The organism is Cellvibrio mixtus subsp. mixtus J3-8 (assembly GCF_000766945.1).
GTDB lineage: Bacteria > Pseudomonadota > Gammaproteobacteria > Pseudomonadales > Cellvibrionaceae > Cellvibrio > Cellvibrio mixtus_A.
This window is the reverse complement of sequence record NZ_KN266207.1, coordinates 320,429-343,997: the sequence shown is the minus strand read 5'-3', so window position 1 is coordinate 343,997 and position 23,569 is coordinate 320,429. Positions and strand designations below refer to the sequence as shown.

Annotated in this window: 21 protein-coding genes, 1 other RNA gene and 1 pseudogene; 8 read left to right on the top strand and 15 right to left on the bottom strand. The window is 46.2% G+C overall.

Annotated elements, in window-relative coordinates:
- From A596_RS06475 to A596_RS21990, 5 genes are all read left to right on the top strand, one after another.
- Nucleotides 1-674 (top strand): hypothetical protein (locus A596_RS06475; protein ID WP_039913329.1); only part of this gene is annotated, 674 nt, incomplete at its 5' end.
- Nucleotides 675-772: 98 nt separating this feature from the next.
- Nucleotides 773-1,291, top strand: a complete 519-nt coding sequence (locus A596_RS06470; RefSeq protein WP_039913327.1) for a DUF6942 family protein — start codon at nucleotides 773-775, stop codon at nucleotides 1,289-1,291.
- Between the two features lie 137 nt (nucleotides 1,292-1,428).
- Nucleotides 1,429-1,899: a Cys-tRNA(Pro) deacylase gene (gene ybaK, locus A596_RS06465; RefSeq protein ID WP_039913326.1), complete on the top strand. Its 471-nt coding sequence runs from the start codon at nucleotides 1,429-1,431 to the stop codon at nucleotides 1,897-1,899.
- A 432-nt stretch (nucleotides 1,900-2,331) separates the two neighbouring features.
- Nucleotides 2,332-4,830 carry a glycosyl hydrolase family 18 protein gene (locus A596_RS06460; protein WP_052417303.1) on the top strand — a complete coding sequence of 833 codons (2,499 nt, stop codon included), beginning with the start codon at nucleotides 2,332-2,334 and terminating at the stop codon, nucleotides 4,828-4,830.
- A 126-nt stretch (nucleotides 4,831-4,956) separates the two neighbouring features.
- A complete protein-coding gene (locus A596_RS21990) occupies nucleotides 4,957-5,667 on the top strand; it encodes a DUF6445 family protein (RefSeq protein ID WP_052417302.1) in 711 nt (236 codons plus the stop codon).
- 81 nt (nucleotides 5,668-5,748) lie between these two features.
- Here A596_RS21990 and A596_RS06450 read toward each other — a convergent pair whose 3' ends face one another.
- The 15 genes and pseudogenes from A596_RS06450 to A596_RS06385 form a co-directional block, all read right to left on the bottom strand.
- Nucleotides 5,749-6,762, bottom strand: coding sequence for a cupin-like domain-containing protein (locus tag A596_RS06450; RefSeq protein ID WP_039913325.1), 1,014 nt, complete (start codon nucleotides 6,760-6,762; stop codon nucleotides 5,749-5,751).
- A gap of 49 nt (nucleotides 6,763-6,811) precedes the next feature.
- On the bottom strand, nucleotides 6,812-7,546 hold the full coding sequence (locus tag A596_RS06445) for a SapC family protein (RefSeq protein ID WP_039913324.1): 735 nt from the start codon (nucleotides 7,544-7,546) through the stop codon (nucleotides 6,812-6,814).
- Between the two features lie 319 nt (nucleotides 7,547-7,865).
- Entirely contained in the window at nucleotides 7,866-10,814 is a 2,949-nt protein-coding gene (locus tag A596_RS06440) for a TonB-dependent receptor (RefSeq protein ID WP_052417301.1), read from the bottom strand.
- A 423-nt stretch (nucleotides 10,815-11,237) separates the two neighbouring features.
- Nucleotides 11,238-11,705, bottom strand: coding sequence for a Dps family protein (locus A596_RS06435; protein ID WP_039913323.1), 468 nt, complete (start codon nucleotides 11,703-11,705; stop codon nucleotides 11,238-11,240).
- 132 nt (nucleotides 11,706-11,837) lie between these two features.
- Nucleotides 11,838-12,302 (bottom strand): GNAT family N-acetyltransferase, encoded by a 465-nt coding sequence (locus tag A596_RS06430; protein WP_039913322.1) that lies wholly within the window; start codon nucleotides 12,300-12,302, stop codon nucleotides 11,838-11,840.
- Nucleotides 12,302-14,314, bottom strand: coding sequence for a VWA domain-containing protein (locus A596_RS06425; protein ID WP_039913320.1), 2,013 nt, complete (start codon nucleotides 14,312-14,314; stop codon nucleotides 12,302-12,304). The genes A596_RS06430 and A596_RS06425 overlap by 1 nt, the downstream gene beginning before the upstream one ends.
- A gap of 260 nt (nucleotides 14,315-14,574) precedes the next feature.
- A complete protein-coding gene (locus A596_RS06420; protein ID WP_039913319.1) occupies nucleotides 14,575-15,075 on the bottom strand; it encodes a hypothetical protein in 501 nt (166 codons plus the stop codon).
- 34 nt (nucleotides 15,076-15,109) lie between these two features.
- Nucleotides 15,110-15,553 carry a YcgN family cysteine cluster protein gene (locus tag A596_RS06415; protein ID WP_039913317.1) on the bottom strand — a complete coding sequence of 148 codons (444 nt, stop codon included), beginning with the start codon at nucleotides 15,551-15,553 and terminating at the stop codon, nucleotides 15,110-15,112.
- Between the two features lie 5 nt (nucleotides 15,554-15,558).
- Nucleotides 15,559-15,855, bottom strand: a complete 297-nt coding sequence (locus A596_RS06410) for a YcgL domain-containing protein (RefSeq protein WP_039913316.1) — start codon at nucleotides 15,853-15,855, stop codon at nucleotides 15,559-15,561.
- Between the two features lie 61 nt (nucleotides 15,856-15,916).
- On the bottom strand, nucleotides 15,917-17,059 hold the full coding sequence (gene rnd, locus A596_RS06405; protein ID WP_039913315.1) for a ribonuclease D: 1,143 nt from the start codon (nucleotides 17,057-17,059) through the stop codon (nucleotides 15,917-15,919).
- A gap of 35 nt (nucleotides 17,060-17,094) precedes the next feature.
- Complete coding sequence (recR, locus tag A596_RS06400; RefSeq protein ID WP_039913314.1) at nucleotides 17,095-17,706, bottom strand: recombination mediator RecR; 612 nt, start codon at nucleotides 17,704-17,706, stop codon at nucleotides 17,095-17,097.
- Between the two features lie 63 nt (nucleotides 17,707-17,769).
- Nucleotides 17,770-18,096 (bottom strand): annotated as a pseudogene (locus A596_RS06395) (YbaB/EbfC family nucleoid-associated protein); the annotation flags it as partial.
- 40 nt (nucleotides 18,097-18,136) lie between these two features.
- Nucleotides 18,137-20,212, bottom strand: coding sequence for a DNA polymerase III subunit gamma/tau (gene dnaX, locus A596_RS06390; protein ID WP_039913312.1), 2,076 nt, complete (start codon nucleotides 20,210-20,212; stop codon nucleotides 18,137-18,139).
- 175 nt (nucleotides 20,213-20,387) lie between these two features.
- Nucleotides 20,388-20,483, bottom strand: an RNA gene (ffs, locus tag A596_RS22620) — signal recognition particle sRNA small type.
- A gap of 35 nt (nucleotides 20,484-20,518) precedes the next feature.
- Complete coding sequence (locus tag A596_RS06385; protein WP_152600119.1) at nucleotides 20,519-20,824, bottom strand: hypothetical protein; 306 nt, start codon at nucleotides 20,822-20,824, stop codon at nucleotides 20,519-20,521.
- 59 nt (nucleotides 20,825-20,883) lie between these two features.
- Between A596_RS06385 and tpx the strand changes: the two genes are divergently transcribed.
- From tpx to A596_RS06370, 3 genes are all read left to right on the top strand, one after another.
- On the top strand, nucleotides 20,884-21,381 hold the full coding sequence (gene tpx, locus A596_RS06380) for a thiol peroxidase (protein WP_039913310.1): 498 nt from the start codon (nucleotides 20,884-20,886) through the stop codon (nucleotides 21,379-21,381).
- Nucleotides 21,382-21,681: 300 nt separating this feature from the next.
- Complete coding sequence (locus tag A596_RS06375) at nucleotides 21,682-23,142, top strand: sensor histidine kinase (protein WP_052417299.1); 1,461 nt, start codon at nucleotides 21,682-21,684, stop codon at nucleotides 23,140-23,142.
- Nucleotides 23,135-23,566 carry a response regulator gene (locus A596_RS06370; protein ID WP_039913309.1) on the top strand — a complete coding sequence of 144 codons (432 nt, stop codon included), beginning with the start codon at nucleotides 23,135-23,137 and terminating at the stop codon, nucleotides 23,564-23,566. The genes A596_RS06375 and A596_RS06370 overlap by 8 nt, the downstream gene beginning before the upstream one ends.
- Nucleotides 23,567-23,569 lie beyond the last annotated feature (3 nt).

The window sequence follows — 23,569 nt, the reverse complement described above, 5'->3', positions numbered from 1 at the left end:
GCAGTAGCAGTAGCAGTAGCAGTAGCAGTAGCAGTAGCAGTAGCAGTAGCAGTGTAAATAATTTAAGTTATAGCCTGGAGAAAATTACTACGCTTAAAACAGGCACTATTTATTCTGTAGAACTAAATACACCCTCGCAAAATCAAAATCCCTCGATTGATTACGCACAGCTATCCATAAAAAATGGACCTGAGGCAGTAGTGAACGGGGTTCTGGTAACTCCCCAGGAAACCTATTTCAAACACACGGCAACTCGTTTTGGCACCAGCGCATTGACGCCAATTGAGCTGTGGACAGTAACCGCCGATATCGAAACTGCAACGGGAAATTTACTTTCTTTTAGTAAAAAAATTGACGAATCTGCTTCATTAAAAGGAATAACCATCATTAACTGCAGTTCAACTTCTCCCAGCCATTTACCTGCCAGGGTCAAAGCAGGCGATAGAGGTTCAACACCGGCATTTAGTTGTGATAATAATGTTATCCTTGGTGAAGGAAGCTGGAGTGCAGAAAATGCAGGGAATGACAATTTGAAATTCATAATTACAACCCAAACGATAGGCCTTTCAAAAACCGCTGTTGATGAAGTTAGAAAATACACGCTTGATCCGCAAGGCAATATCATCTCGTTTGAAATTAACGAAATGAAAGATTATGCTTTCGCCCCTCTATAAATTTGCTAAAACAATACCGCGCAGCTTCACCAACCGGGGTTGCGCAATCCAACAACCGTAGCAATCCAACAATCCCAATAGCTAAATGAGCTTTTCCGTTGACGACAAAACCCAACCCTACAGGCCTCGGCGCTGCCAACAGCAACATAAAATTCTATATTGCAAATCGCCCACCCATTGATAGTTACCCGTCAATGGACAGCTTGCGCGGATTAGCTGCTGGTGAAATCGATCATATTGTTAAAAATACCAGCAACCATTGGCGTAAAGCATTTAATGTCTATGCCAAGTTGTTATTTGATTGGCACCATGAAAAAAACAGAAAGGACCTATCTGCAAGCTGGCAAGAATACCGCGATGAAAAATTATTCCGCGCACAATCACAAGAAGCCTTATTATTCAGCAAACCGGAATTGGATAGTGAAACACAAAGCATTCATATCATCGCTGGAAAAACCTATGCAGCCACATTAAATTTACCTCCGTTAATATGGCTGGATTCACACTTCGCAATTAACAAAAAACACCGATTAATAGTGGCCCCCTACCCGGATTACCGCCAACTTTCCAATGCGCGAATTGCACAGCTGATTGTATTGATGAAAGAGCTCGAATAATAAACTGCGATCAGCATTACAACGCTGTAACGGTTAGTCGCAAAACAGTTAGTTCACAAATGGCTGCTGCTAACGACAACACATTCGGGGGCACTTCGGGTAAAATCTGACACACCTGAAACCTCGAATTCCGTTCTATGACACCTGCAATTAAAGCCCTGGAAAAATCCAAAGTCGGGTTTAGTATCCATGAATACCATCATGACCCCGCTTCTGAATCCTATGGACTTGAAGCGGCTGAAAAACTCGCTGTAGTCCCAGATCGAGTATTCAAAACCCTGGTAGTAATGCTGGACGGCAAAGAATTTGCTGTAGGAATTATTCCTGTTTCTGCGCTATTAAGCATGAAGCAAATTGCAAAAGCAGCTGGAGCGAAAAAAGCGGTTATGGCAGACAAGCAGGCCGTGGAGCGAATCACTGGATACGTCCTGGGTGGAGTTAGCCCGTTTGGACAAAAAAAATCACTAAAAACATTTATCGATTGCACCGCAGAAAATCATTCCAGTATTTACGTTAGCGCCGGTCGCCGTGGTTTGGAGATGGAAGTCGCTCCCGATGTATTTAAAACGGTACTGCGTGCTAACTTTTTCAATTTAATACAAGAATGATTTGATATGGATTGATCGCGTTTTTTGAAAGTAGTGGCTCTGGTCTTATAAAGATGGCACAACATAGGGAAAAACAGCCACGATAGATACATCGTTACAATCCAGACCAGGCTAGCAAAAATTTTTGGTTTATGCGCCACTCCCTTCACTATTTATTACTCAGCCTCTTTTTCCATTGACAACCCATCACCAAAATAATAACTTCGATGGACAACGTTGTCTGTTGTCTTCACAACTGAAGAGGTGAAGCTCTCCTTTATTAAGCAGTCAGAGAGGTGCGCTGGGACGCGCGGTAATTTTTGCAATTCCTGACGCTTGAATCTTTGTCATTGGCACTTTTCCTCATCAACCACAAGTGCCTGCCTGTTTGACTTGCTGTGATGCAAGCTGTTATCCGAGTTTCAAAACATAATTAATAATGAGGATACAAAAATGGTCAAAACAAAGTTATTTTTACTCTGCACTTTATTTTTTTTTACCAACGCTCTTTATGCCTACGATTGCAGCAGCCTTGCACAGTACGCACAAGGTAATTATGCAACAGGTAACATTGTAAAAAACCAGAACAACGCTTATCGCTGTACCGTTGGCGGTTGGTGTTCAGTCGGTGGCCCTTATGCTCCCGGCACAGGATGGGCATGGGCAAATGCGTGGGCTGACCTGGGGAGTTGCGATACCGCAACGTCCAGCAACGGAAGCTCAATCACGTCGTTATCAAGTACACCGCGCTCCAGCTCATCATTCTCCAGTAATTCAATTTCGAGCCGCACGTCATCAACAAGTTTACGATCAAGCAGCTTGAGCAGTTCGAGCCAATCCAGTGTGACCACGGGCAGCTGCCCTTTGTATGCGGCGGGAACCAGTTATACGGCAGGTGCCGTAGTGAGAAATGCTGGCGGATTTTATGCCTGTGCAATACCCGGCTGGTGTTCCAGTGGCAATCCTGCGTATGAACCCGGCGTAGGTTGGGCCCACCTTTCGGCATGGACAGCAACCACAGCTAGCGCATGTAATGGCTCAAATAATTCCAGCAGCACCACAAGCAGCCTGCCAAATACGGGTTACTGTGCAGAAGAATTTGTGAGTGGAAAAATTTATACCGCGGGCTCTCTCGTTGCATATCAGGGTGCGGTGTATCGCGCACTCGTCGACACGCATTCGATCCAACCGGGCAACACGGCATACCCAGGCCAATGGTCTGCACCTGTTGGTTATCCGGATGTGAATAAATGCCCGGTCCCTATTTCCAACACCATTAATTACGGTACGGCACAACCCGTTGCGGGAAATCCACATACAGCAGTCGTAAATCCAACCGGAACAATAGCAGCTGCGCGAATTTCCAATACAGCGTCGACGTTGAGTGGCCAACAAGGCGCAATTAATGTGGCTACCGATAATGGTGGAGAACATACAGGGCTCGACGGTGATAATGGCGCACGTGTTTCAAAATTGGTTCCGGGAAGCATCGCGCTACAACACAATACTTATCAAGTAACCAGCGGAACGGAAATTGTTACTTACATGGGCGACTGGGCAATTTATGGTCGCAAATTTGATTTCACTAAACTAGCAGCATCCAATGTGCATCGTATCGTTTATGGTTTTGCCGGTATTTGTTATCCCGGAGCCAGTAATGTACAAGATGGTGGCTTCCCCACTACAGCACCTGCTGCCGTATTACGTAATTGCGCGCAAAGCAAATTACCCGATGGTGCAATGGCGCTCGCTGATTTTGAAGCGGCGTTTGTACGCAACGTTGGGGTCGCGCCCAAAGGTGTAGTGGGAACAGAAAGCCAGTATTCGTTGGACCGTACAAAAGTCGGTGGCGTTTTTGGCGTACTTTATCAATTGCGCCAACAAAACCCGCAATTAAAACTGGATTTATCGGTTGGTGGCTGGACGCTTTCTGAAGGTTTTTATTGGATGGCAGGAAACACGGCGCGTCGTAAAGCGTTTGTCGATTCGATTGTGCATTTCCTCGAACGTTTTGACTTTGACGGTGTAGATATCGATTGGGAGTATCCGGCAACCGATGGTTCAGTCCCCGGCGCATCAGGTCCTAACGACGCGGCTAATTACGCTGCACTCGTTCAGGAATTACGTGCTGGCCTGGATTGGCTCACGGCAAAGACCGGCAAAAAATATCGCCTGTCATCAGCAATTCCGGCGGGGCTTGGTCGCCTGGAAAAAATCAATTGGGGTAATGTGCATCCGTATCTGGATCGCTTATACGTAATGACTTATGACCTTACCGGTGCGTGGGAGCGTGAAATTTCCCACCACACTCCACTTTATATAAATTCCAGCGCAACAGGCTCATCCGCAGGGACCTCAGCAGATTGGACACTCAATTATTTATTGGGGGTTGGTGTACCTGCAAATAAATTAATGATTGGTGCGGCGAATTACCATCGTGCAAAAGCGACAGTTCCTGGCGATATTCGCGAATACACAAATGGGCTCGCAGGTTCCACAACAGCAGGTAACAGCAATTGGGCCGGAGCACAATTAATTTTGGGAATTGCCGGTGTGGGCTCATGGGAAGCCGGTGTTATTGAAGGCTATGATCTCTACCAAAACTTTTTGGACCGGGAATTAAAGCCACGCAATGGCTATACGCTCTATACCGATAAAATTGCCAATGCCGATTATTTGGTTCATGAAGGCATTGGATCCTTTATTAGTATCGAAACACCACGCACTGTTGCATTGAAAACCAAATATGCAAAATCAAAAGGCCTTGCGGGAATATTCTTCTGGATGGCAGAACAAGACAATGGTTATAACCTGAATACGGTAAACCATATTCTTGGCAATCCATTAATTACCACCAAGGCTGATGCATCGCCGCAAAACCAAATTCCGGTATGCGGTAAGAACCTTACTGTGCAGGAATGTGAGCAGTTGATATTGCCGTTGCGGCAATAAACAAACTTTTTACATAAAAGTTTACAATAAAAATCCCCGCCTGTTTTTCAGCGGGGATTTTTTTAGAGATGGAACTCATCCTTTTAATAAGCAATAATATGGAATCACCGTTAGGGCAATACCGAGATGTCAATCAACAATTTTATACCATCACTTCACCCTGATTTTCGCTATCGTGTAGATATTGTTGGAAACGAAAAAACGCCAGTGTTGGTAATTGATAATTTTTTACAGGATGCAGAAACGCTCCTGGAATATGCAATGAAGTTTGGCGATTTTCGGGATGGAACTAATTTTTATCCAGGAATACAATCCAACGTACCGGATTTTTACAGTCAGGCATTGCAAGTTTATTTAGCTAATATAATTTGCAAGGCGTTTAACCTTAAACTGGAAAATATACATTATTCTGTCTCCACCTATTCCCTGGTCTTAACACCACCCGCTCGCCTGGCATTACCGCAATCCCGTCCTCACGTTGATACAATTCGCAAAGAACAGCTGGCGTGTGTGCATTATCTATGTACGCCAGACAAAGGTGGCACATCATTTTATCGACATAGCGCTACAGGCTTTGAACAACTGTCGCCAGAGCGAATGGATGTTTACGGGGAACATCTGGATAAAGAAGCACTGGATACAAGCTGGCACAAAAAATATATCAACGGCTCTAATCAATACTATGAAGAAACTGGTCGCTATGAAGCCAACTTCAATCGTTTAATTGTGTATCCGAGTGATGTATTGCACTCTGCATCAATACCTGAAAACCTGCAGTTCCGCCCCAACCCGATCGTGGGGCGATTGACGTTGAATAGTTTTATTTATCTAAAATAATAAGAGCAATCATATCCAATCGCTTCCATTACTATAAAAATCAAATGATGTTTATTATTTAATGTTCGTTTAGCAATTAGCCTACCTGTTCAACTGATTCAACAAACGCGCCCTAATTTTACGGGCGTTGTCATCGGTCAATTCGCCAATGGCACCCTGGGCTTGTTCTGGAATGTACGCGAAGTTTTCTTTTTGATAATCGAAAATATAATGATCAAAAATTATCTTCCAGGCAGCACGCTGCTCGGGCGGCAAATCGCGGATCGATAAGACTGCATCAAACAGTGCATTCACTGGTTTTCCAAAAAATAAAGGTGACCACTTAAACCAGTAGTTCACTAATATGTTAAGTGAACTCAAGCTTTCTACATGGTGCCACCACATGCTGGGAATAAATATTCCATCACCCGGTTCAAGATCAGCAATCCGGGCATGCTGCAGCGCTTCTTTAAATTTCGGATATTTTTTAAAGTCGGGATTGTAAAAATCAACAAGGCTAATTGCTTGACCTGCGGGAGTTTTATCTAACGGGCCTACGTAAAGGTTTTCCATTTGATCAAAAGGAAACAACGTAAAACGCCGGTGACCAACCACTGAACACGCAATATTCAAAGGGCTATCCCAATGCGCAGCGATGCGGCATTTGTTGGATATCCAAATACTGACCATGGGATTATGCTGCCCCAATGCCAAATCATTATCAGCACGAAAACCAGGCAAATAGTCATCCACCGAGGTGGAGCCAATATAGATGGAGGGTGGTTGTGGATTATTGGCATTCAATAGCAATTGTTTTAACGCAAAATCCAGTTTGGTACTGACTTTATCGTAATTAAAACCGGTCATGCTCTCATCGTAAAAAATACGACCATTATTTTCCGGCTTCCCCAGGAAAGCAGCGACCTCCTGCCCTTTATAATATTGCAGCAAATATTTTTCGACCTCCTCATGCGAGGAAAAGCCAGCTTTCACAATGGGCCAGGAAGACGCGAGCCCCTTTAAAATTAATGGCTCATTCGACAACAACACGTCATCAGGAATTTGATCCGGTGTGCAGCCATGGACAACTTTTACTTTTTTATCAATGTTAATCATAAAAACAACTTAATGATTTTTGTTGCCACGGCAATATTATGAGCAAAGGTTATTGGCTTAGCATTTTTGCTTCAATACGGGCAATTAATTTGACCATATTGGAATGAGAAGCTAATACCATGTAGATACACTCTAAAAATTCTTTGCTATGTAGTTCAACCGCCGCAGCTGCAGGCAATACCTTTAATTTATCTTCATTGATTGTGTAAAACCCGGTAAGGTTAATACGCTCATCATTTTTCAATGTAATTTCAAGCGAAACAGTCTCCAGTAATTCATGTGCTAATAATGCATCCGCAAACTGCTGGTTTAGTTCTGTACCATATTGGATATAGTCGAGCAAATCCACGATTGATTCCAGATAAGGTGTGTGGCCTCCATGCGGCAAAAATACGGCATCGCCCTGGCTTTCGCTAATGCGAGGGCTATCCATATCAACATATACCATCTTACTGGGCTGACCAGAGATATCATCTGGTTTTGGTGGCTGTATACCAATCAGGAAAGGCCGTCTTTTTACCGATGCGGGAATGTAGTGCGCGTCCCATCCTTTTTCTGATAAAAACAAATTTTCATTTGGACGCAATCCTGTTACCGCAACAGGGATGAATCGCCCTGTTTCAGGATTTTTCTTAAAAAAAATAGGGTATTCATTTTGGATTGCACGAAACTCCTGCGGAAAAGTCACCACGGACATTTCATCATCACCGTATTGCGATGAGTAATCACGAATTACACGCAGATTTTTATGGTCAACATTATTCAATAAAGCAAAATTAGGCATAGCATCTCCAGGAACGGAACTCTTCAGCATTGTTATTTTCATCGCTGGATTTTATATTTTTGTAATCCGTTGTTTATTTTTTCAATCAATTCACGATAGATTCACAGAAAAATTCGGTTGCAGACAGGTCCATCGTTTGCAAAGTTGCACACATGGTTAGCCAATGCCCTCACCTACGCCGATACAGTAATTTTTATCAGTAACCGATATGAACAGGATAAGGCTAGCGCAAACCATCGAAAAAGCCGCTGTTCCCAGCGGCTTTTTTTGGTTGCAGTACAACATTAATGCAACAATCGATAACAACACCTAAATAACATTAGAAGCTGTAACGAACACCGACGTTGTAACGAGCACCGGTTTCTGTATAGCTGGATGTCATACCGGTATCGCGCACATAAGTACGTGTGTCTTCATCAGTGAGGTTCAATGCTTCCATAGACACAGTCAGGTTGTCAGTGATGTCGTAGCTTACGCTGGCATCCAATTGACCGTAGGCTTCGGTATAGCCCGCGTAACTATTCAGGAAGTCATCACGCCAGTTATACGCCAGACGGGCTTGCAGGCCATTTTTATCGTAGAAACCGATAAAGTTTGCCGAGTCACTCAAGCCATAAACAGCAAACTGTGATCCAGTGGAAGCATTGTCAAACTCGGTATCAGAATCCACTACGGTAGCATTCGCCTGGAAGCCGAAACCTGACTCACCAAAAGTATGCTGCCACGCAATTTCAATACCATCGATGGATGCATCTTTGTTGTTAATCGGCTGTGTACTTTCGTAGTTTAGAATTGGATCTGTTGGCAATGCCCAAATATGGCCAGTAACCGGATCTACAGTCTCAGGATAGTTGGCACGAATATAAGCAGCGATGTCTGGATTCGTGGTATTACCAGCTGCAACAGCCGCCTTCCAACGCTCTCCCATGTATGGAGTGCGGAAAGGCTCTGATATACCACCCGGCAGATCCGCTGTTGAGCCTTCTTGCGGAGCAGAACCACCGATGAAATCAGCAACGTCTTTTTTGAAGTAACCCAGCGATACATAACTGGAATCGGCGTAGTACCACTCTGCTGATATATCAAAGTTGGTTGATTCCATTGGCAGCAGGCTTGGGTTACCCGATGAGGCAGTGATCTCGCTGCTGCGCGGTGCAGCATTCCACTTGTAACCCCCTCTCAAATCAGCAAAGTCCGCGCGCGCGATGGTCTTGCTGACAGACGCACGAGCTTTAATATCATCCGTCAAGGAAATATCAAAATCGAGGTTCGGTAAGGTTTTTGAATAGCTACCCTTAGAAGTGCCGTATTCATTACCATTGGCCGTCAACGCATATTCGTTGCCACCATTCCAACGCGCTAACGGCAGGTAAGCAGCTACATATTGGGATGATTCAACGTCAGTGGTTTCATAACGCACACCTACCGCCAGGTTAGCCGGCATACCCGCGATCTCCGGCTTGAAACCAAACTGCACGTAAGCAAAATCGGTGGTCTCAATTGTCAGATCGTCATCCAACCCGTCATTTGCTTTGGTGTTGTCTCGCGTAGTGCAATAGGCTTTCGGGCAAGGACCGGTATCGGAGCCATAGAGCCTTGCACTGACATCCAACAGTTCATCCCAGTTAGCGCGGACAATAGTGTTTTGGAAGTAAGGACTATTGAAGTCACTGTTATCAAAGTAGTTGGTTAGCCTGTCAACAATCCAATAGTACTGCGGAATATCACCAATACCATTTTTACCCTGCACACCACCCCAGGTACCCTGGTTTTGCTCTTGAAGCCCCAGGAAGTAATATTTGTTGGTGATTTCGTTAGTGCCCGCACCTGCTTTAATGTTGTCGATAAAGCTGTCGTCAAAGGTATAGGTACCTTTTAATTGGTACTCATCAACAGCAGAGTCCTGATCTTGTACGCGGAAGATATTGTTGGTCAGTTGCATACGGGAAACATCAGGTACTACATCATCACGGCCATCAGCATACTCAAAATGCATCAGCGGATATTTCTTGGTGAAATCAACATTGACTTTATAGTCATCGATAATGCCGAAGTGGAACTGGTTATTACCACCCCACTTACCATTCGGACCAGAGTAAGAGTCTGAGTTGTGCGCATCAAACTCCACCACCAGATTATCGGTAGCATCCCACTTAACATTCACACCAGCTGATTTAAGGTCTGATTTAGCCTGGTTATGGTTAATAACGTAGTTAAGTTCCTTAGCCCTTGCGACTTCGGTGTATGAAAGCGGATAAGCAGGATTGGTATCACTCCACTCAATTTCCATCGAGCCATCGTTAGGGCGGGTAAACCAAAGGCCGGTACCAAAGTTGTTTTCTTCACGCTCCTGGTTAACGTAAAGGTAATCAGCGGTTACGGTTAATCTGTCTACTGGTTGGTACTGGACGGTCAACTGGGCATTTGTACGCTTGCGATTTACTTCATTAACGCGGTACATAATCTCGGATGGAAGCGAACGGCTTCTATTTACCGGTACATCTTTATAACCGGATGGTAAATCGTCCCAGTCACCTATCGGCTTATCAGCCGCATGAGTAAACCAACCACTCACCTGGGATTGGCGGTTGCCGCTGTTACGGTCTTGATAACTACCTGTCAGGGAAACGCCAATCTTGTCATCGGCGAAGGTATTGCTGAACAAACCGGAAATTTCCGGGGTTATACCTTCTTCAACTACAGAGGATCGATCGCTAACTGCTTTTGCGGACACAACGGCTTTCAAGCCGGGACTATTAAGGGGGCGAGGAGTCTGAATGTTGATTAATGCCCCCATCCCCCCGGACTGCACATCGGCACGACCACTTTTGAAAACTTCAACCCCGGCGATACCTTCAGAAGCCAGGTTCGCAAAGTCGAATGAACGGCTGGTACCAAAAGAAGATGCGGGCATTTGACGGCTGTTCAACGTCACCAGGTTGTAACCACTGCCCAAGCCACGAACAGTCACTTTACTACCTTCACCGTTTACACGGTCAATCGATACACCCGGGATACGTTGCAGGGATTCTGCAAGGTTGGAGTCGGGCATCTTGCCAATGTCTTCCGCAGAAATTGCGTCAACCACACCGGTTGCATCGCGTTTGATATCCATCGCACGCTGCAAGCTGCCTTTAATACCGGTAACTATAACTTCATCAACTGCACTGTCATCCTGTGCAAAAGCGATACTGCTCAAACCAGCTGCCATAACCGATGCAACTGTTGTAGCAATTATTTTTTTCTTAAATGTCATTGGGTTTTGCATGAACTTAATCCTCGAACCGTTATTGTTATCGTAACTCGCTGTAGTGTGGGGGCCGCCGATGGAGACTCCCGAGCCAGTTACTTACCTCTCACTGGTCTTGCTTATCAGGGATTAAAACGAAGGTTTTGTTATTAATCCCTACGCAATATTCACGTGTTCGGCTAATGGAGGCGTCCGAATAGACATCAGTTGATCAAGGTGGGAAGTTCGAGAGAATGCACTTTAATAGGATGGATAAAAAACCTTATCAATCAACGATTTGAAAAATCACATTTAAAAAAGTGGGATACAAAACCGATTAATTTTTTTGTGCATGTCGCGAGTTCTGGGAAACTTCCCACATTTGTACGCGCAGATTTCGAGCAATAAAAAACCCGGCATTGCCGGGTTTTGTTGATTTTGCGTTCAATAATTTAAATACAATTATTCGAGCAAGCTGCGCAACATCCATGCTGTTTTTTCATGCAATTGAATACGCTGGGTTAACAAATCTGCAGTAGCTTCATCTTGCGCAGCCTCAACTGCCGGGAACAAGGAACGGGCTGTTCGTACAACAGCTTCCTGGCCTTCGACTAACAACTTGATCATTTCTTGCGCTTTAGGAATACCCTCTTCCTCTTTGATGCTGCTTAATGTTGCGTATTGTTTGTAAGTTCCCGGCGCTGGAAAGCCCAATGAACGGATACGCTCAGCCACCAGGTCTACCGCCAATGCCAGTTCGGTGTATTGGGTTTCAAACATCAGATGCAAAGTTTGAAACATGGGTCCAGTAACATTCCAATGGAAGTTATGGGTTTTCAGGTAAAGGGTGTAAGTATCGGCCAACAACCGGGATAAACCATGGGCGATTTCCTCGCGATGCGCTTGGGAAATTCCGATATCAATATTCATAAAAACTCCTTAGCTGAATGGGTAATTTAAACAAACTATAGTGAAGTAACCAGATGTGATGGTATAACTATAGAGTAGAGACAACCTTACTCGCTATTTGGTTTTGCCTATGCACCAAATTTAAAAAATATTTCAGTCCTGCTTATAACCCATCAACACCCAGTCACGTCCCCGCGACCGGTATTTCTGATAGTTGGCTAAAATATCAGCGGGACAATGCACCGGATTAATGTCAAAACCGAGGCGGCGATAAAACTCCGTGAGATGTGGTAATGCAAAACAATAACAACCCAAGGGTGCAAGATGAGGTTTACAGTCCATCATCAAACCACTCGCCAACCCCCGTCCCCGCCACTGTGGGCTTACCAGCAGATTTCGCAACCAATAATGTCCGGATGCCTGGGGCACCAAACGGGCGGCGGCAATAAAGTCACCGGTTGAATCAGCAAGCGCAAACACGCGCTCACTCGCTGCACACTTTACTTTATAGCCATGGCTGCGATAAAAACGATCCACCAGCGCCAGGCGCGCTGGATCTATTAATTGAAATAAAAATGGAGAATTATTCAGGGGCAGGTTTGCTTCACAAACAGACATCAGTTTTTATCTTTATCGCCGGGTTCTTCCATATTATCCAATGGAAAAAGATTATCGGCCATCAAATCATCCGGCATTTTCACTTCAGGTTCCCCATTGTTACCAACGGGGCTGTTATCGCTCATGGGAATAGTGCCCATATTCGCTTCATCAGAAACATCAATCACCGTTTTTTCTGTTGGTGCGTTATTTTTTTGCAAACTGCTTACATCAGTTTTGAGTGTTTTCTCAATCTCATCGTTATCGTCCTTATTTTTTCCGCCGATGATTAAACGATAAATAAAATACCCCAATACAAGGACTAACAGGTTACCAATGCCGATACCTATGTAGAGCCACACATTGGAACTTTCTTCCGGTTTAGTTTCTGCTTCAGGTGCATGTTCTTCCGCCGCAGGAGCAGCTTCACTGGATGCAGCGGATGACGAGGCTTCGCTTGCCGGATGTTCTGCCGCCAAGACGCTGGCCTCATCCGGGAAATCAAAACTGTCAGCCTGAATCGTTTCCGTTAATGGACTGCCATCGATTTGTTTACCCGTGACATTCAAACTGATGTCGTAATGTGCAGTTTGGACCGGAGTAAACGAAAACTCCCAGCGCTCATTGCCAATCGTATTCAGATCGCGTTCAAGGTTATTGGCTTTGGAATTTTTAATAATGGCTTTAACCGTCGTTGCACTAACATCAACCGCTTCCAGGTCAGCCGTTAATTTATAGCCGTATACTTTTTTACCAGATGATTCATCCACTGTTTTTTCCAGCTTGAATGCGGAATCAGAAATATTCAGGTGATGGATAAATTCCCGCTTGAAGGTTTTACCATCAATCAGAATTTTTACATCGAACGCGCCCTGCCCACTAAATCCCTCGAGTTGTTGATGGAAATTACCATCAGCAGGCGCTCCCATGGTTAATGGAGTGGATTTCACTTCCGCAGTACCGCCACCGGAAATTAATACCTCGCCAGTCAGGAGATTGAGGAAGTCTTTATTAAGGATGGTTTTGCCGTTTTCCTGGAAGGCATAGGTTAAATCCAACGATTGATTGGACTTAATATTGCTTTTCATTGGCTGTACCGTCAGTTGCAAATTGCTCACCACCGTCACACGGCTGCCGGGAGCCATATCGGTTTTAACTTTCCATTGTCCCGCCGGGGGATGCTGAACCGTAATCAAATCGTATTTGTCGGTACGATACCAATTCACATTATTTTTGGGGTCAGTATCACTAAACTCTTTGCCATCCGGTGCAACAATTATTGTGGCCGGCACTTCAGCACGGCGAAAAATCAGGGCGGTAAATTCCTGGATGCTGCTGTCTACCAGAAAACCATTTTCATCCAGCGGAACCCGCTCGGCGGGAACAGCCTGATCGAAAATTCGCAAAAAAGTGCTCATCAATTCGTCAGCTGTCTCAGCAACTTCTGAAATACCATCGGTGGCGATGGAGAGTTTTTTCATCAACTCCTGATCCGAATCACCGGAAAGCGCAATGGTATGAATACGGTAGTCCGAAGCTTTTAAACGCGGTAATAATTCGGTGAGCACGCGTTTGCGCTCATTGAGATTTACGACGGCTTCCTTACTGATATCCACCACACCATCCGTCAGCAAAATAATATTGCGCCGATAATCGTTGGACGGTGCTGCATAATCTTCAGCGGCTTTTTCCAATGCACCACCAATATTAGTGAACATGGCGACGGAATTAATCGTATGGGCTTTTTGCGAACCTTCAGCGCGCCACGCCTTGTCAACCACACGATGGGGAACCAGCATATTAACGGATTGGCCAAATGTCCAAATACCGGCTTTGCTGTTATCCGGCAGTAAACGCACGATTAAATCCACAGCAGGTTTACGCAGGTTTTGCGGATCGGTTTTTTTCATACTTCCCGAGATATCAATCAATACCCGCACATCAGCCGGTAATGGTTTTGCGATCTCATCAGCCCATAAAGGGCCATTCATGAACAGCGCAACAGAAAGTAAAAATAAACACAGCTGGCGCATGAGGTTTCCTGTCGGTAAATCGGCGCGTGCAAAAAGCAGGCAAAACCGGCTTATTGTGAATGTTATTGCCATTAGTTATAGCAGCAAGCAGCCAATTCGCCATTTTTGACAGGAATGGAATTTGTAAAAAACCGTAGTTGGAATTAGTTGGTTGATTACTATCCCGGCAGATAATCAAACACGGCGGCAAGTGAAGAGAAACAAAAAAGCCAGCAAAATACTGGCTTTGGCAAGGCTAGTTGGCAATGAATTGTAATTTGCTAGCGAATAGCGCGAATAGGTTCGCCGTGGAGGAGTTCATCGCGCGCAATACGTTCATCGCGCGATAAACCGCGGCCGGAATTACGATCATTCCGCGACGGATTGTAACCGTAATCGTCTTCATCATCATGATAGGTATTTTGCTGGAACGGACGGTATTCTTCCTGCGCCGGGCGGCGGTTACGCGTGAGTATCTGATAGATCAATGATAAAACCTGTGCGATCGCCCAAATCCCCAGCATTACTTTCAGCAGTGGTTTGATCGCAATAAATCCACCTTCAAAAAAACCAAACACCAGGGTATAAATCCCCGGGGCCATGGTCATTTTTTCCTGGTCAATCGCATATGGGGTAAAGAGCAGTACCATTACGGTGATTACCATAAAATGCGTGATAGCTCGTCCCAGCCGACAGAACAATAGCCAGGCAGCCAATGAACAACCCAGGGCACCAGCCAGGTAGAGCGCCCATGCATATTGGTATTCAGTGATATTTTCCATTAGCAGTACCTCCAGGCATTTATTTCAATAAACATCAATTCACCCAACGAATTACATAATCTTCAAGGTCATCGGGATTTACCGACGCTTCATGAAGCACCCGACCACGTACCGACACACCGGCACTGTGAATGGAGCCCGGATCACCAGACACCAGTGGATGCCAATCAAATAAGGGAATACCTTCAGCAACCAGGCGATAGGCACAGGTTTCCGGTAACCAGTAGGTATCGCCAACCGATTCCGGCGTAAGCACTGCACAAGCTTCTACTAACTGCTGGCGATTAGTGTATTCCTGGCAGCGGCAAGTGTCATGGTCCAGATAACGGCAAGCCACTTTGGTGTAATACACATCGCCGGTATCTTCATCTTCCAATTTGTGCAGGCAGCATTTACCGCAACCATCGCACAGGGATTCAAATTCCTCTGGCGACATCTGTTCCAGCGTTTTTGCTAACCAGAATACTTGTTGTGCCATATTGATTAATGACCGGATAACTTGGAGTTAAGCGCACGAATGCGCTCTGCATCAGCATCGCGTTCAGCGCGCGGTGGCATCTGCAAATAAAAACCTTTTTCTTCCAAACTCTCTGCCACTTTTTCTACACTGGCATTAGCGAGTTTTTTCCCAGGTGTTAATAACAACACCATCGCTTGTTGCGGTTTTCCAAAAAGCGCCAATAAATCTTCCGGAACCCGGCTCAGGCCTTCCTCCTTTTTTACGTAGAGGTACATTCCTTCTTCTTTTGGGCTGCGATAAATTTCACAAATAATTTTCATAAGTAGCTGGCTTTCGTAGATAACAGGCGATTAAACAGTCAGGTTCAGGTTAATACACAGATTAGGATACAAACTGGCTTTGTGCTGCGATGCGCAATAATCCTTCGCCGATCAAACCGAAACGCCAGCCTTGCAAACGCACTGGCAATTGGTATTCACCGCCGTTCATTCCCGAACGCACAATAAATTCGTAATCTTTTTTGCGAATCAATATTTCGGCGGGAATTTGTTGTTGCTCAGCGAACTCACGGACAAAATTTTTCAGATTTTTCATCAATGGCCCCTCACTCTGCGCCAGCGGAGGATCAAGCCGAGCAGGCCAGGAGGATTCATCGCGATCCAATGCCGTGCTCACAATCTGCAAAATCGTTTCGCCATCATTTTTAATCGTGCGCGACGGAACATCCGGCACTTTTTGTAAATGGGCAAGATCCTGTACTTTTTTGCGCGCAATTTCCCACAGCGATGGCTCTTTGATTAGGCGATTACGCGGGATGTCGCGCGCGCGCGCTTCACATTCGCGCCAGATGCATAAATCGCGCAGAATCGATAACTCTTGCGGGCGCAATTTCCACGCAAAACCTACTTTCTGGTAAGCGTCAGAAAATTCTTCCGGCTTGCGCGCATTCGAGACCAAATCAGCGCAATCGCTTTTTACCCACTCCAGGCGGTTATTGGCTTTCAACAATTGCAACAACTTTCCATACACAACAAGCATATGGGCCACATCCAGTGCTGCATATTTCAATTGAGCAAGGCTTAATGGCCGCTGCAACCAATCAGAGCGGGTTTCATCTTTGGGAATTTCGATAGTCAGCAGGTTTTTTACCAGCGATGAATATCCGAGGCTGAAACCCAAACCAGCAAATGCAGCAGCAATTTGCGTATCAAACAATGGCGCAGGTACAACGCCTAACCAGCGTTGGAACACTTCCAAATCTTCCGAACAGGAATGCAATACTTTGGTTACTGCCGGATCAAGCATTAATTCCCGTAGTGATTCGTTGTTGGTAATCGCCAGGGGATCAATTAGATAGCACCCTTTGCCATCGCCGATTTGCAGCAAGCCAGCAATCGGATAAAACGTTTCGCTGCGCATAAACTCCGTGTCCACAGCAATAGCCGCTTGTTGGCGCCAGGTAGCGCAAAGCGCAGCTAATTGATCATCCTGATCAATCCAGATTGGTTCAGTAGGAATTAACATTAGGCAATTATCTACACAACAGGTATTTATGGAATTTATAAACTGCGGCGCGATGAAAACGCGTGCGCGAGTGTACCGCCGTCAATAAATTCCAACTCACCACCAAGCGGAACACCGTGGGCAATACGCGATACAGTGACATTTAAATTTTTGGCGCGCTCACTGATGTAATACGCCGTAGCTTCACCTTCCACTGTAGGGTTAGTCGCAAGAATAACTTCACGAATTCGATCTTCGGGATGCCCGGGATCATGCTGCAATAATTTTATTAATTGATCGACACCAATATCTTCCGGGCCTATGCCATCAATAGGCGACAGATGGCCGAGCAACACAAAATATTTACCCTGGTAAGTACCCGCTTGCTCAATCGCCAGTACATCACCCGGCGTTTCCACTACACACAACAAACTGTTATCGCGACGATTGTTGGCGCAAATACCACAAAATTTTTGTTCGGTGAGCGTGCGGCAGCGTTCGCAACGGCCAACACCGGCGACAGCTTTTTGCAAACTCATAGCAAGGCGCTCCGCGCCTGCGCGGTCGCGTTCCAATAAATGCAACGCCATACGTTGGGCAGATTTAGGGCCAACGCCAGGCAGGCAGCGCAGTGATGCCATAAGTTCATCAATAAGCGGACTAAACATGAAGGCTACTTTCTAATGGTGATAAATTAATTTTTAGTGGTAATAAACTGGTTTTATCAAACCTTAAAATGGCATTTTGAAATCAGGCGGAATTCCCATGCCTGCAGTCATTTTTGCCATTTGGTCACGATTTTGCTGTTCGATCTTGCGTACCGCATCATTCACCGCAGCAGCGAGCAAATCTTCCAGCATTTCTTTATCTTCACTTAACAAACTGTCGTCGATGCTTACTCGTTTTACATCGTGGCGACCAGTCATCACCACGGAAACCAAACCAGCACCCGCCTCACCTTTCACTTCAGCTTTGGCCAGGTCTTCCTGCATCTTTTGCATATTGGCCTGCATTTGCTGGGCCTGTTTCATTAAATCGCCAAGACCTTTCATAGCGCCCTCTTTCCAAAAATAAAATTAAAATAAATTGATCAAAATTTTAATTGACCGGTTGAATGGTATCTTCACGTAAAGTCGCGCCGAATTGTGCGATCAACTGTTGCACAATTGGATCATTCTTGATTGCATCAATCGCTTGCAATTGCCGTTCTTCGCGCAAACGAATCGCCATCATTGCCGGCGTTTCTGCAGTAATTTTGCCCAACTGGATACTGACACGAATGGCTTCAGTGAAATAATCCGTGAGCAAATCAGCCAAACGTTTTTCATGGCTCACATCAAATAACGTGCTGTTGTTTTCATCCAATACAAATTGGAACGTATTGCCTTGCCGGCCAGTCAACTGGCAATTGGCAACAGTGCTTTGCAAAATGCCGGTAACTCCCAGGCCCAAATAAATTTCCGTCCAATCCTGCGGCCCTGCTTGCTCATAAGGAACCTTGCGCAAGGGTTTTGCGCGTACAGGTTCAGGCGTTATCGGTTTGGGTACGGGAACAACGGTTTCAACCGCAGCAGCAACAGCCGGGGAGTTAAATACAGAGTCTAATATGGCCGCGGCAGGCGGCTGCGCCGCCTCAGACTTTTTTGGCTCGTTTACTCCATGTCCAACCGATACAGAATCCTGACCTGCAACAGTTGGTGCTTCGTAATACGCGGGAGCTTGTGCATATTCCGCATATTCATCGTCAGGAACATTGTCATAAGGGCCATCAAACGGTGGTGGTTCAGGCATCGCTGCAGGCGCTACAGGTTGCGGTGCAGACAGAGGGGTGCTTGCCGGCGCAACAGGAGCACTCGCTTGATTAATTACCGGCGCCGGAGCCTGGGCAACAGGAGTCGGCTGTGCGGCTTGATGTTCTTGTACCTGTGGCGCCGATACCTGTGGTACAGGCGGGATTTGCGAGGCAACATGGGCAACAACCGGATTGGATACAACAGGGTTTGCAGGAATGTTAGCTGGCGCTGTCGGCGCGACCGGTTTTATCGGCGTATTGGATTGCGGCAATGCCTGGGTCGGCATCTCTATTACGCCCTGCGGTTTGAACGCCAGCATACGTAACAGCACCATCTCAAAGCCGGCGCGAGGATCCGGTGCCAGGGGCAAATCGCGACGGCCTAACAACGCAGTTTGATAAAAGAGTTGCACATCCTCCGCTGGCATTTGTTGCGATAACTGCAGGATACGCTCGCGATCACCATGGCTGTTATCAACCGCTTCCGGCAATGCCTGGGCGATAGCAATGCGATGCAACACTGCCAGCATTTCTGCCAGCGCGCTGGCGTAATCCGGTGCTTGCTCCGACATACGCTCCACCGCCGCAAGAACTGCGCGGCCATCGTAACTCGCCAACGCAGTCACTACATCGTAAACGGCGGTCTGGTCGATAGTCCCCAACATGGCACTGACTTCAGATTCGGTAATCTTGCCGGAACCATAGGCAATCGCCTGGTCAGTAAGGCTCATCGCATCGCGCATACTGCCATCGGCAGCGCGGCCCAAATGCCAAAGGGCAGATTCTTCGTAGGGTACCAATTCCTGCTCCAGCACAAACTTCAAATGCTGGACGATTCGCTCAGGGTTCATATTTTTCAGGTTGAACTGCAAGCAGCGCGACAGGATGGTCATCGGTAGTTTTTGCGGATCAGTGGTCGCCAGCAAAAATTTCACATGGGGTGGAGGTTCTTCCAGGGTTTTCAACAGTGCATTAAAGCTACTGTTGGAGAGCATATGGACCTCGTCGATGAGGTAAACCTTATAGCGGCCACGAGTTGGCGCGTACTGGACGTTTTCCAGTAACTCACGCGTATCTTCCACTTTGGTACGCGAAGCAGCGTCCACCTCGATCAAATCAACAAACCGACCTTCAGCAATTTCGCGACAACTTGAACATTGGCCACAAGGCTCGGAACTTACACCGGTTTCACAGTTGAGGCATTTCGCCAAAATACGCGCGATGGTGGTTTTACCCACGCCGCGCGTACCGGTAAACAAATAAGCATGGTGCAGGCGATTGTGGTCCAGGGCGTTAATCAGGGCCTGGAGCACATGCTCCTGCCCCACCATTTCGCGGAAAACCCGCGGACGCCACTTGCGTGCCAGAACTTGATAGCTCATGCCGGATGCTGCTCTCTTGCAAAAAAGACGAATGGAAAATCAGGCGGCGATTATAGCGGCGCAAGGCGCAAATAGACACCAAGCGCAAAGAATCCATTAATCAAATAACGTTAATTTCAGGGAAGAAAAACAGATTTAAAGTGAAGGGAGTCAGGAGACAACAGTTAGGAGGCAACCTAATCAGCCACACCCCGGCACATAACTTACTGCTACCGTTGCTCCCTTCCGGGCCTGGCGGGGTTTACAGATCATCATTGCGAGGGGACCGATCAGGTCACCATAGTGCTTGCATCGATAACCGGGCGGCTACCGCAAGAGGCGCGCATTATCAACACTTTGCCCTGCCATTGCAAGGCAGAATTTACCATTTACTTTTTTTGAACAATTGTTGATCCATAAAGGCAACAATTTATTTATTGCCCCCAATTTCTTGCTCCCTGTGTTGGGATTTCCTGTAAAAAGATTATCGCGAATTTCGGGGTGTAATAAATTGCGCCACAGCGATTGAAAACATTCGCACCGCAATTCGTCAAAACATGACCAATTCCCTGTTATTAAAAAGATTTTTTCCTCCATGGCGTCCATTGCAATTCCTTTTTTCGTCTCCATCATCTAGGCTTCACAAAGTTATTTTTACCGACAATCAACTCACAAGGTTCAGGAGTATTTTTATGGCAACAGTGACCCTCAAAGGAAATCCTTTCAATACCAACGGAAACCTGCCAGCAGTTGGCAGCAAAGCACCTGCTTTCAAACTGGTAAAAACCGACCTTTCCGAAGTGTCCTCTGGTGATTTGGTTGGCAAGCGCGTTGTGCTGAATATTTTCCCAAGTGTTGATACTCCTACTTGTGCACAATCGGTACGCACATTTAACGCCCAAGCCAGCGCGCTCGATAACACCGTTGTGATTTGCGCATCGCAAGACCTGCCTTTTGCCCTGGCCCGTTTCTGCGGTGCGGAAGGTTTGGACAAAGTAATACCGGCATCAGCGTTTCGCTCCGCTTTCGCGTCTGATTTCGGTGTAAAACTGGTTGATGGCCCCCTCACCGGTTTGAGTGCCCGCGCTGTAGTAGTACTGGATACCGAAGGCAAAGTGCTGCACACCGAGCTGGTGAGCGAAGTTGCCCATGAACCCAACTACGATGCAGCATTGAAAGTACTGGCTTGATTGCCGTGACTTAATTTTTGAAAGCTTCGAGTTGAAAACGCCAGCATGATGCTGGCGTTTTTTATTTATACGTCATTTGCCAGCCTTCCCTGCCTCGCCCGTATTCAACCCAACTAATTGCATCAGCCCGTCGTTTTCTTATTACCAAAAACTCTGAAAAACCCCTGTCTTTTTCGCTGGCAACGTCGCCTGGCAAATAGCCACTGCCTATACTCAAGCCAGTAACTGCGCGGTGTAAGGGGAATCTCCTTGCGAAACGCCACGCGCGGTTAAGTAAAGGCAACCAAGGGAGCCGTACGGATGCCACCTCAGGGTACTATCCCCAAACAACCAGGTTACATACGCGAGTTACTGGATGCAGTACCCGCCGGTATTATCGTGACCCATCAGGATGGCCGCATTAGCTATATCAATGCCGAAGCCGAACGCCTGTTTGGTTATTCCCGCGAAGAGCTGCTTGAAAAAAGCATCGATCTGCTGCTTCCCGAACGCTACAACCGAAATCATGCGCAATTGCGCCAGAGTTATATCGATCAACCCTCTACACGCTACATGGGTGCAGGGCGAGATTTGTATGGCAAGCGTAAAGACAATACCGAGTTCCCGCTTGAAATCGGCCTGCGCTCACTCCTTGCCGATGGTGAACAATTTATTGTTGCCACTATCGTTAATATTTCTCGCCGAAAACAACTGGAAGAGCGATTGAGCAAAGTGATTGAAGCCTCCCCTTACGGCCAGTTATTGGTCGATGAGGGCGGCATCATTCAAATGATAAACCCCAGCCTATTGAAATTATTTGGTTACACCAGAGAAGAGTTGCTGGGGCACTCCATGGATATTTTATTACCTGAACGCTATCGCGAAGGCCACGAAAAATTACGCGAGGGCTATATCCAGAAACCCAGCTTGCGCCCCATGGGATTAGGGCGCGATTTAACCGGGCGCCATAAAAGCGGGACGGAAATTCCCATTGAAATCGGTTTAAGCCAGGTTGCCAGTGACACCGGCAATTTAACGTTAGCCGTGGTTACTGATATTTCAGAACGCAAACGCCTGGAATTAAACCTGAAACAAGCAAATGCACACCTGGAAGAATTTACCTATGTCGCCTCACACGATTTGAAATCACCATTGCGCGGCATCAGCGATTTGGTGGAGTGGATTCACGAAGACCTCGGCGACGATGCTCCTGAAGCGGTCCAAAAAAATATCGAACGTATTCGCTTGCGTATCGAACGTATGGAACGGCTGATTGAAGATTTATTGCTTTATGCGCGCGCCGGTAAACGCGCCAAAGAATCTTCCGTGATTGACGTAGAAGCATTGATTAACGGAATTGTTGAAATGCACCCTATACCGGCAAATTTTTCCATTCAACAAGAGGTGCACCTTAAAGAAATTACCGCTGCTAAAATCCCGCTGGAAACCGTATTGCGCAATTTATTTAGCAATGCGCTAAAACACCACAACGGCATAAATCCCCGCATTACCATCAGCGTTGAAGCAAGTGGCAGCTATTCCCTGTTTAAAGTAACAGACAACGGCCCCGGCATTCCCAAAAATGCACAGGAACGCGTTTTTCGCTTATTCCAAACACTGGGGAGCGGTGAATCTAGCGGTAGTGGTATTGGCTTAGCACTGGCCAAGCGCCTTACCGAAAGTCACGGAGGGCAAATTGAATTAATTAGCAATACCGATAATCCCGGCTGCAGTTTCCATGTGTGGTGGCCGCGCTTTGCGAGGAAAGATATCGATGAATAAATCCAATAAAGTAAATATTTTAATTGTAGATGACGATGATGTTGCAGCGGAATCTGTAGTACGCAGTTTGCGTAAGCATGAAATGGATTTCCCAATTACACTCGCGCGCGATGGCTTGGAAGCGCTGGAAATTTTGCGCCACCAAAATGATCAACTCCGTGTTGAAAAACCTTATTTGATTCTATTGGATTTGAATATGCCACGCATGGATGGCTTTGAATTCCTGCAAGAGGTTCGCAGCGATAAAGAACTGCACGACAGCATTATTTTTATCTTGACCACCTCGGACGCCGATTCAGACCGCACGCGCGCCTATCACCAAAATATTGCAGGCTATATGGTGAAATCGTCAGTGGGTCCACAATTTTCCAAATTAGCCAATTTGCTGGAAAACTATCGTAGTACCGTAAGCCTGCCCATGTAATAT

Excerpts from the sequence above, each read along its gene's own strand:
- A596_RS06385 (WP_152600119.1), bottom strand. The coding sequence starts at position 20,824 with ATGATGGAGACGAAAAAAGGAATTGCAATGGACGCCATGGAGGAAAAA.
- A596_RS06430 (WP_039913322.1), bottom strand. The coding sequence starts at position 12,302 with ATGTCTGTTTGTGAAGCAAACCTGCCCCTGAATAATTCTCCATTTTTA.
- A596_RS21990 (WP_052417302.1), top strand. The coding sequence starts at position 4,957 with ATGTCAATCAACAATTTTATACCATCACTTCACCCTGATTTTCGCTAT.
- A596_RS06425 (WP_039913320.1), bottom strand. The coding sequence starts at position 14,314 with ATGCGCCAGCTGTGTTTATTTTTACTTTCTGTTGCGCTGTTCATGAAT.
- A596_RS06460 (WP_052417303.1), top strand. The coding sequence starts at position 2,332 with ATGGTCAAAACAAAGTTATTTTTACTCTGCACTTTATTTTTTTTTACC.
- recR (WP_039913314.1), bottom strand. The coding sequence starts at position 17,706 with ATGTTTAGTCCGCTTATTGATGAACTTATGGCATCACTGCGCTGCCTG.
- A596_RS06440 (WP_052417301.1), bottom strand. The coding sequence starts at position 10,814 with ATGCAAAACCCAATGACATTTAAGAAAAAAATAATTGCTACAACAGTT.
- A596_RS06450 (WP_039913325.1), bottom strand. The coding sequence starts at position 6,762 with ATGATTAACATTGATAAAAAAGTAAAAGTTGTCCATGGCTGCACACCG.
- tpx (WP_039913310.1), top strand. The coding sequence starts at position 20,884 with ATGGCAACAGTGACCCTCAAAGGAAATCCTTTCAATACCAACGGAAAC.
- A596_RS06370 (WP_039913309.1), top strand. The coding sequence starts at position 23,135 with ATGAATAAATCCAATAAAGTAAATATTTTAATTGTAGATGACGATGAT.
- A596_RS06410 (WP_039913316.1), bottom strand. The coding sequence starts at position 15,855 with ATGAAAATTATTTGTGAAATTTATCGCAGCCCAAAAGAAGAAGGAATG.
- A596_RS06415 (WP_039913317.1), bottom strand. The coding sequence starts at position 15,553 with ATGGCACAACAAGTATTCTGGTTAGCAAAAACGCTGGAACAGATGTCG.
- A596_RS06435 (WP_039913323.1), bottom strand. The coding sequence starts at position 11,705 with ATGAATATTGATATCGGAATTTCCCAAGCGCATCGCGAGGAAATCGCC.
- rnd (WP_039913315.1), bottom strand. The coding sequence starts at position 17,059 with ATGTTAATTCCTACTGAACCAATCTGGATTGATCAGGATGATCAATTA.
- A596_RS06375 (WP_052417299.1), top strand. The coding sequence starts at position 21,682 with ATGCCACCTCAGGGTACTATCCCCAAACAACCAGGTTACATACGCGAG.
- ybaK (WP_039913326.1), top strand. The coding sequence starts at position 1,429 with ATGACACCTGCAATTAAAGCCCTGGAAAAATCCAAAGTCGGGTTTAGT.
- A596_RS06420 (WP_039913319.1), bottom strand. The coding sequence starts at position 15,075 with ATGGAAAATATCACTGAATACCAATATGCATGGGCGCTCTACCTGGCT.
- A596_RS06445 (WP_039913324.1), bottom strand. The coding sequence starts at position 7,546 with ATGCCTAATTTTGCTTTATTGAATAATGTTGACCATAAAAATCTGCGT.
- dnaX (WP_039913312.1), bottom strand. The coding sequence starts at position 20,212 with ATGAGCTATCAAGTTCTGGCACGCAAGTGGCGTCCGCGGGTTTTCCGC.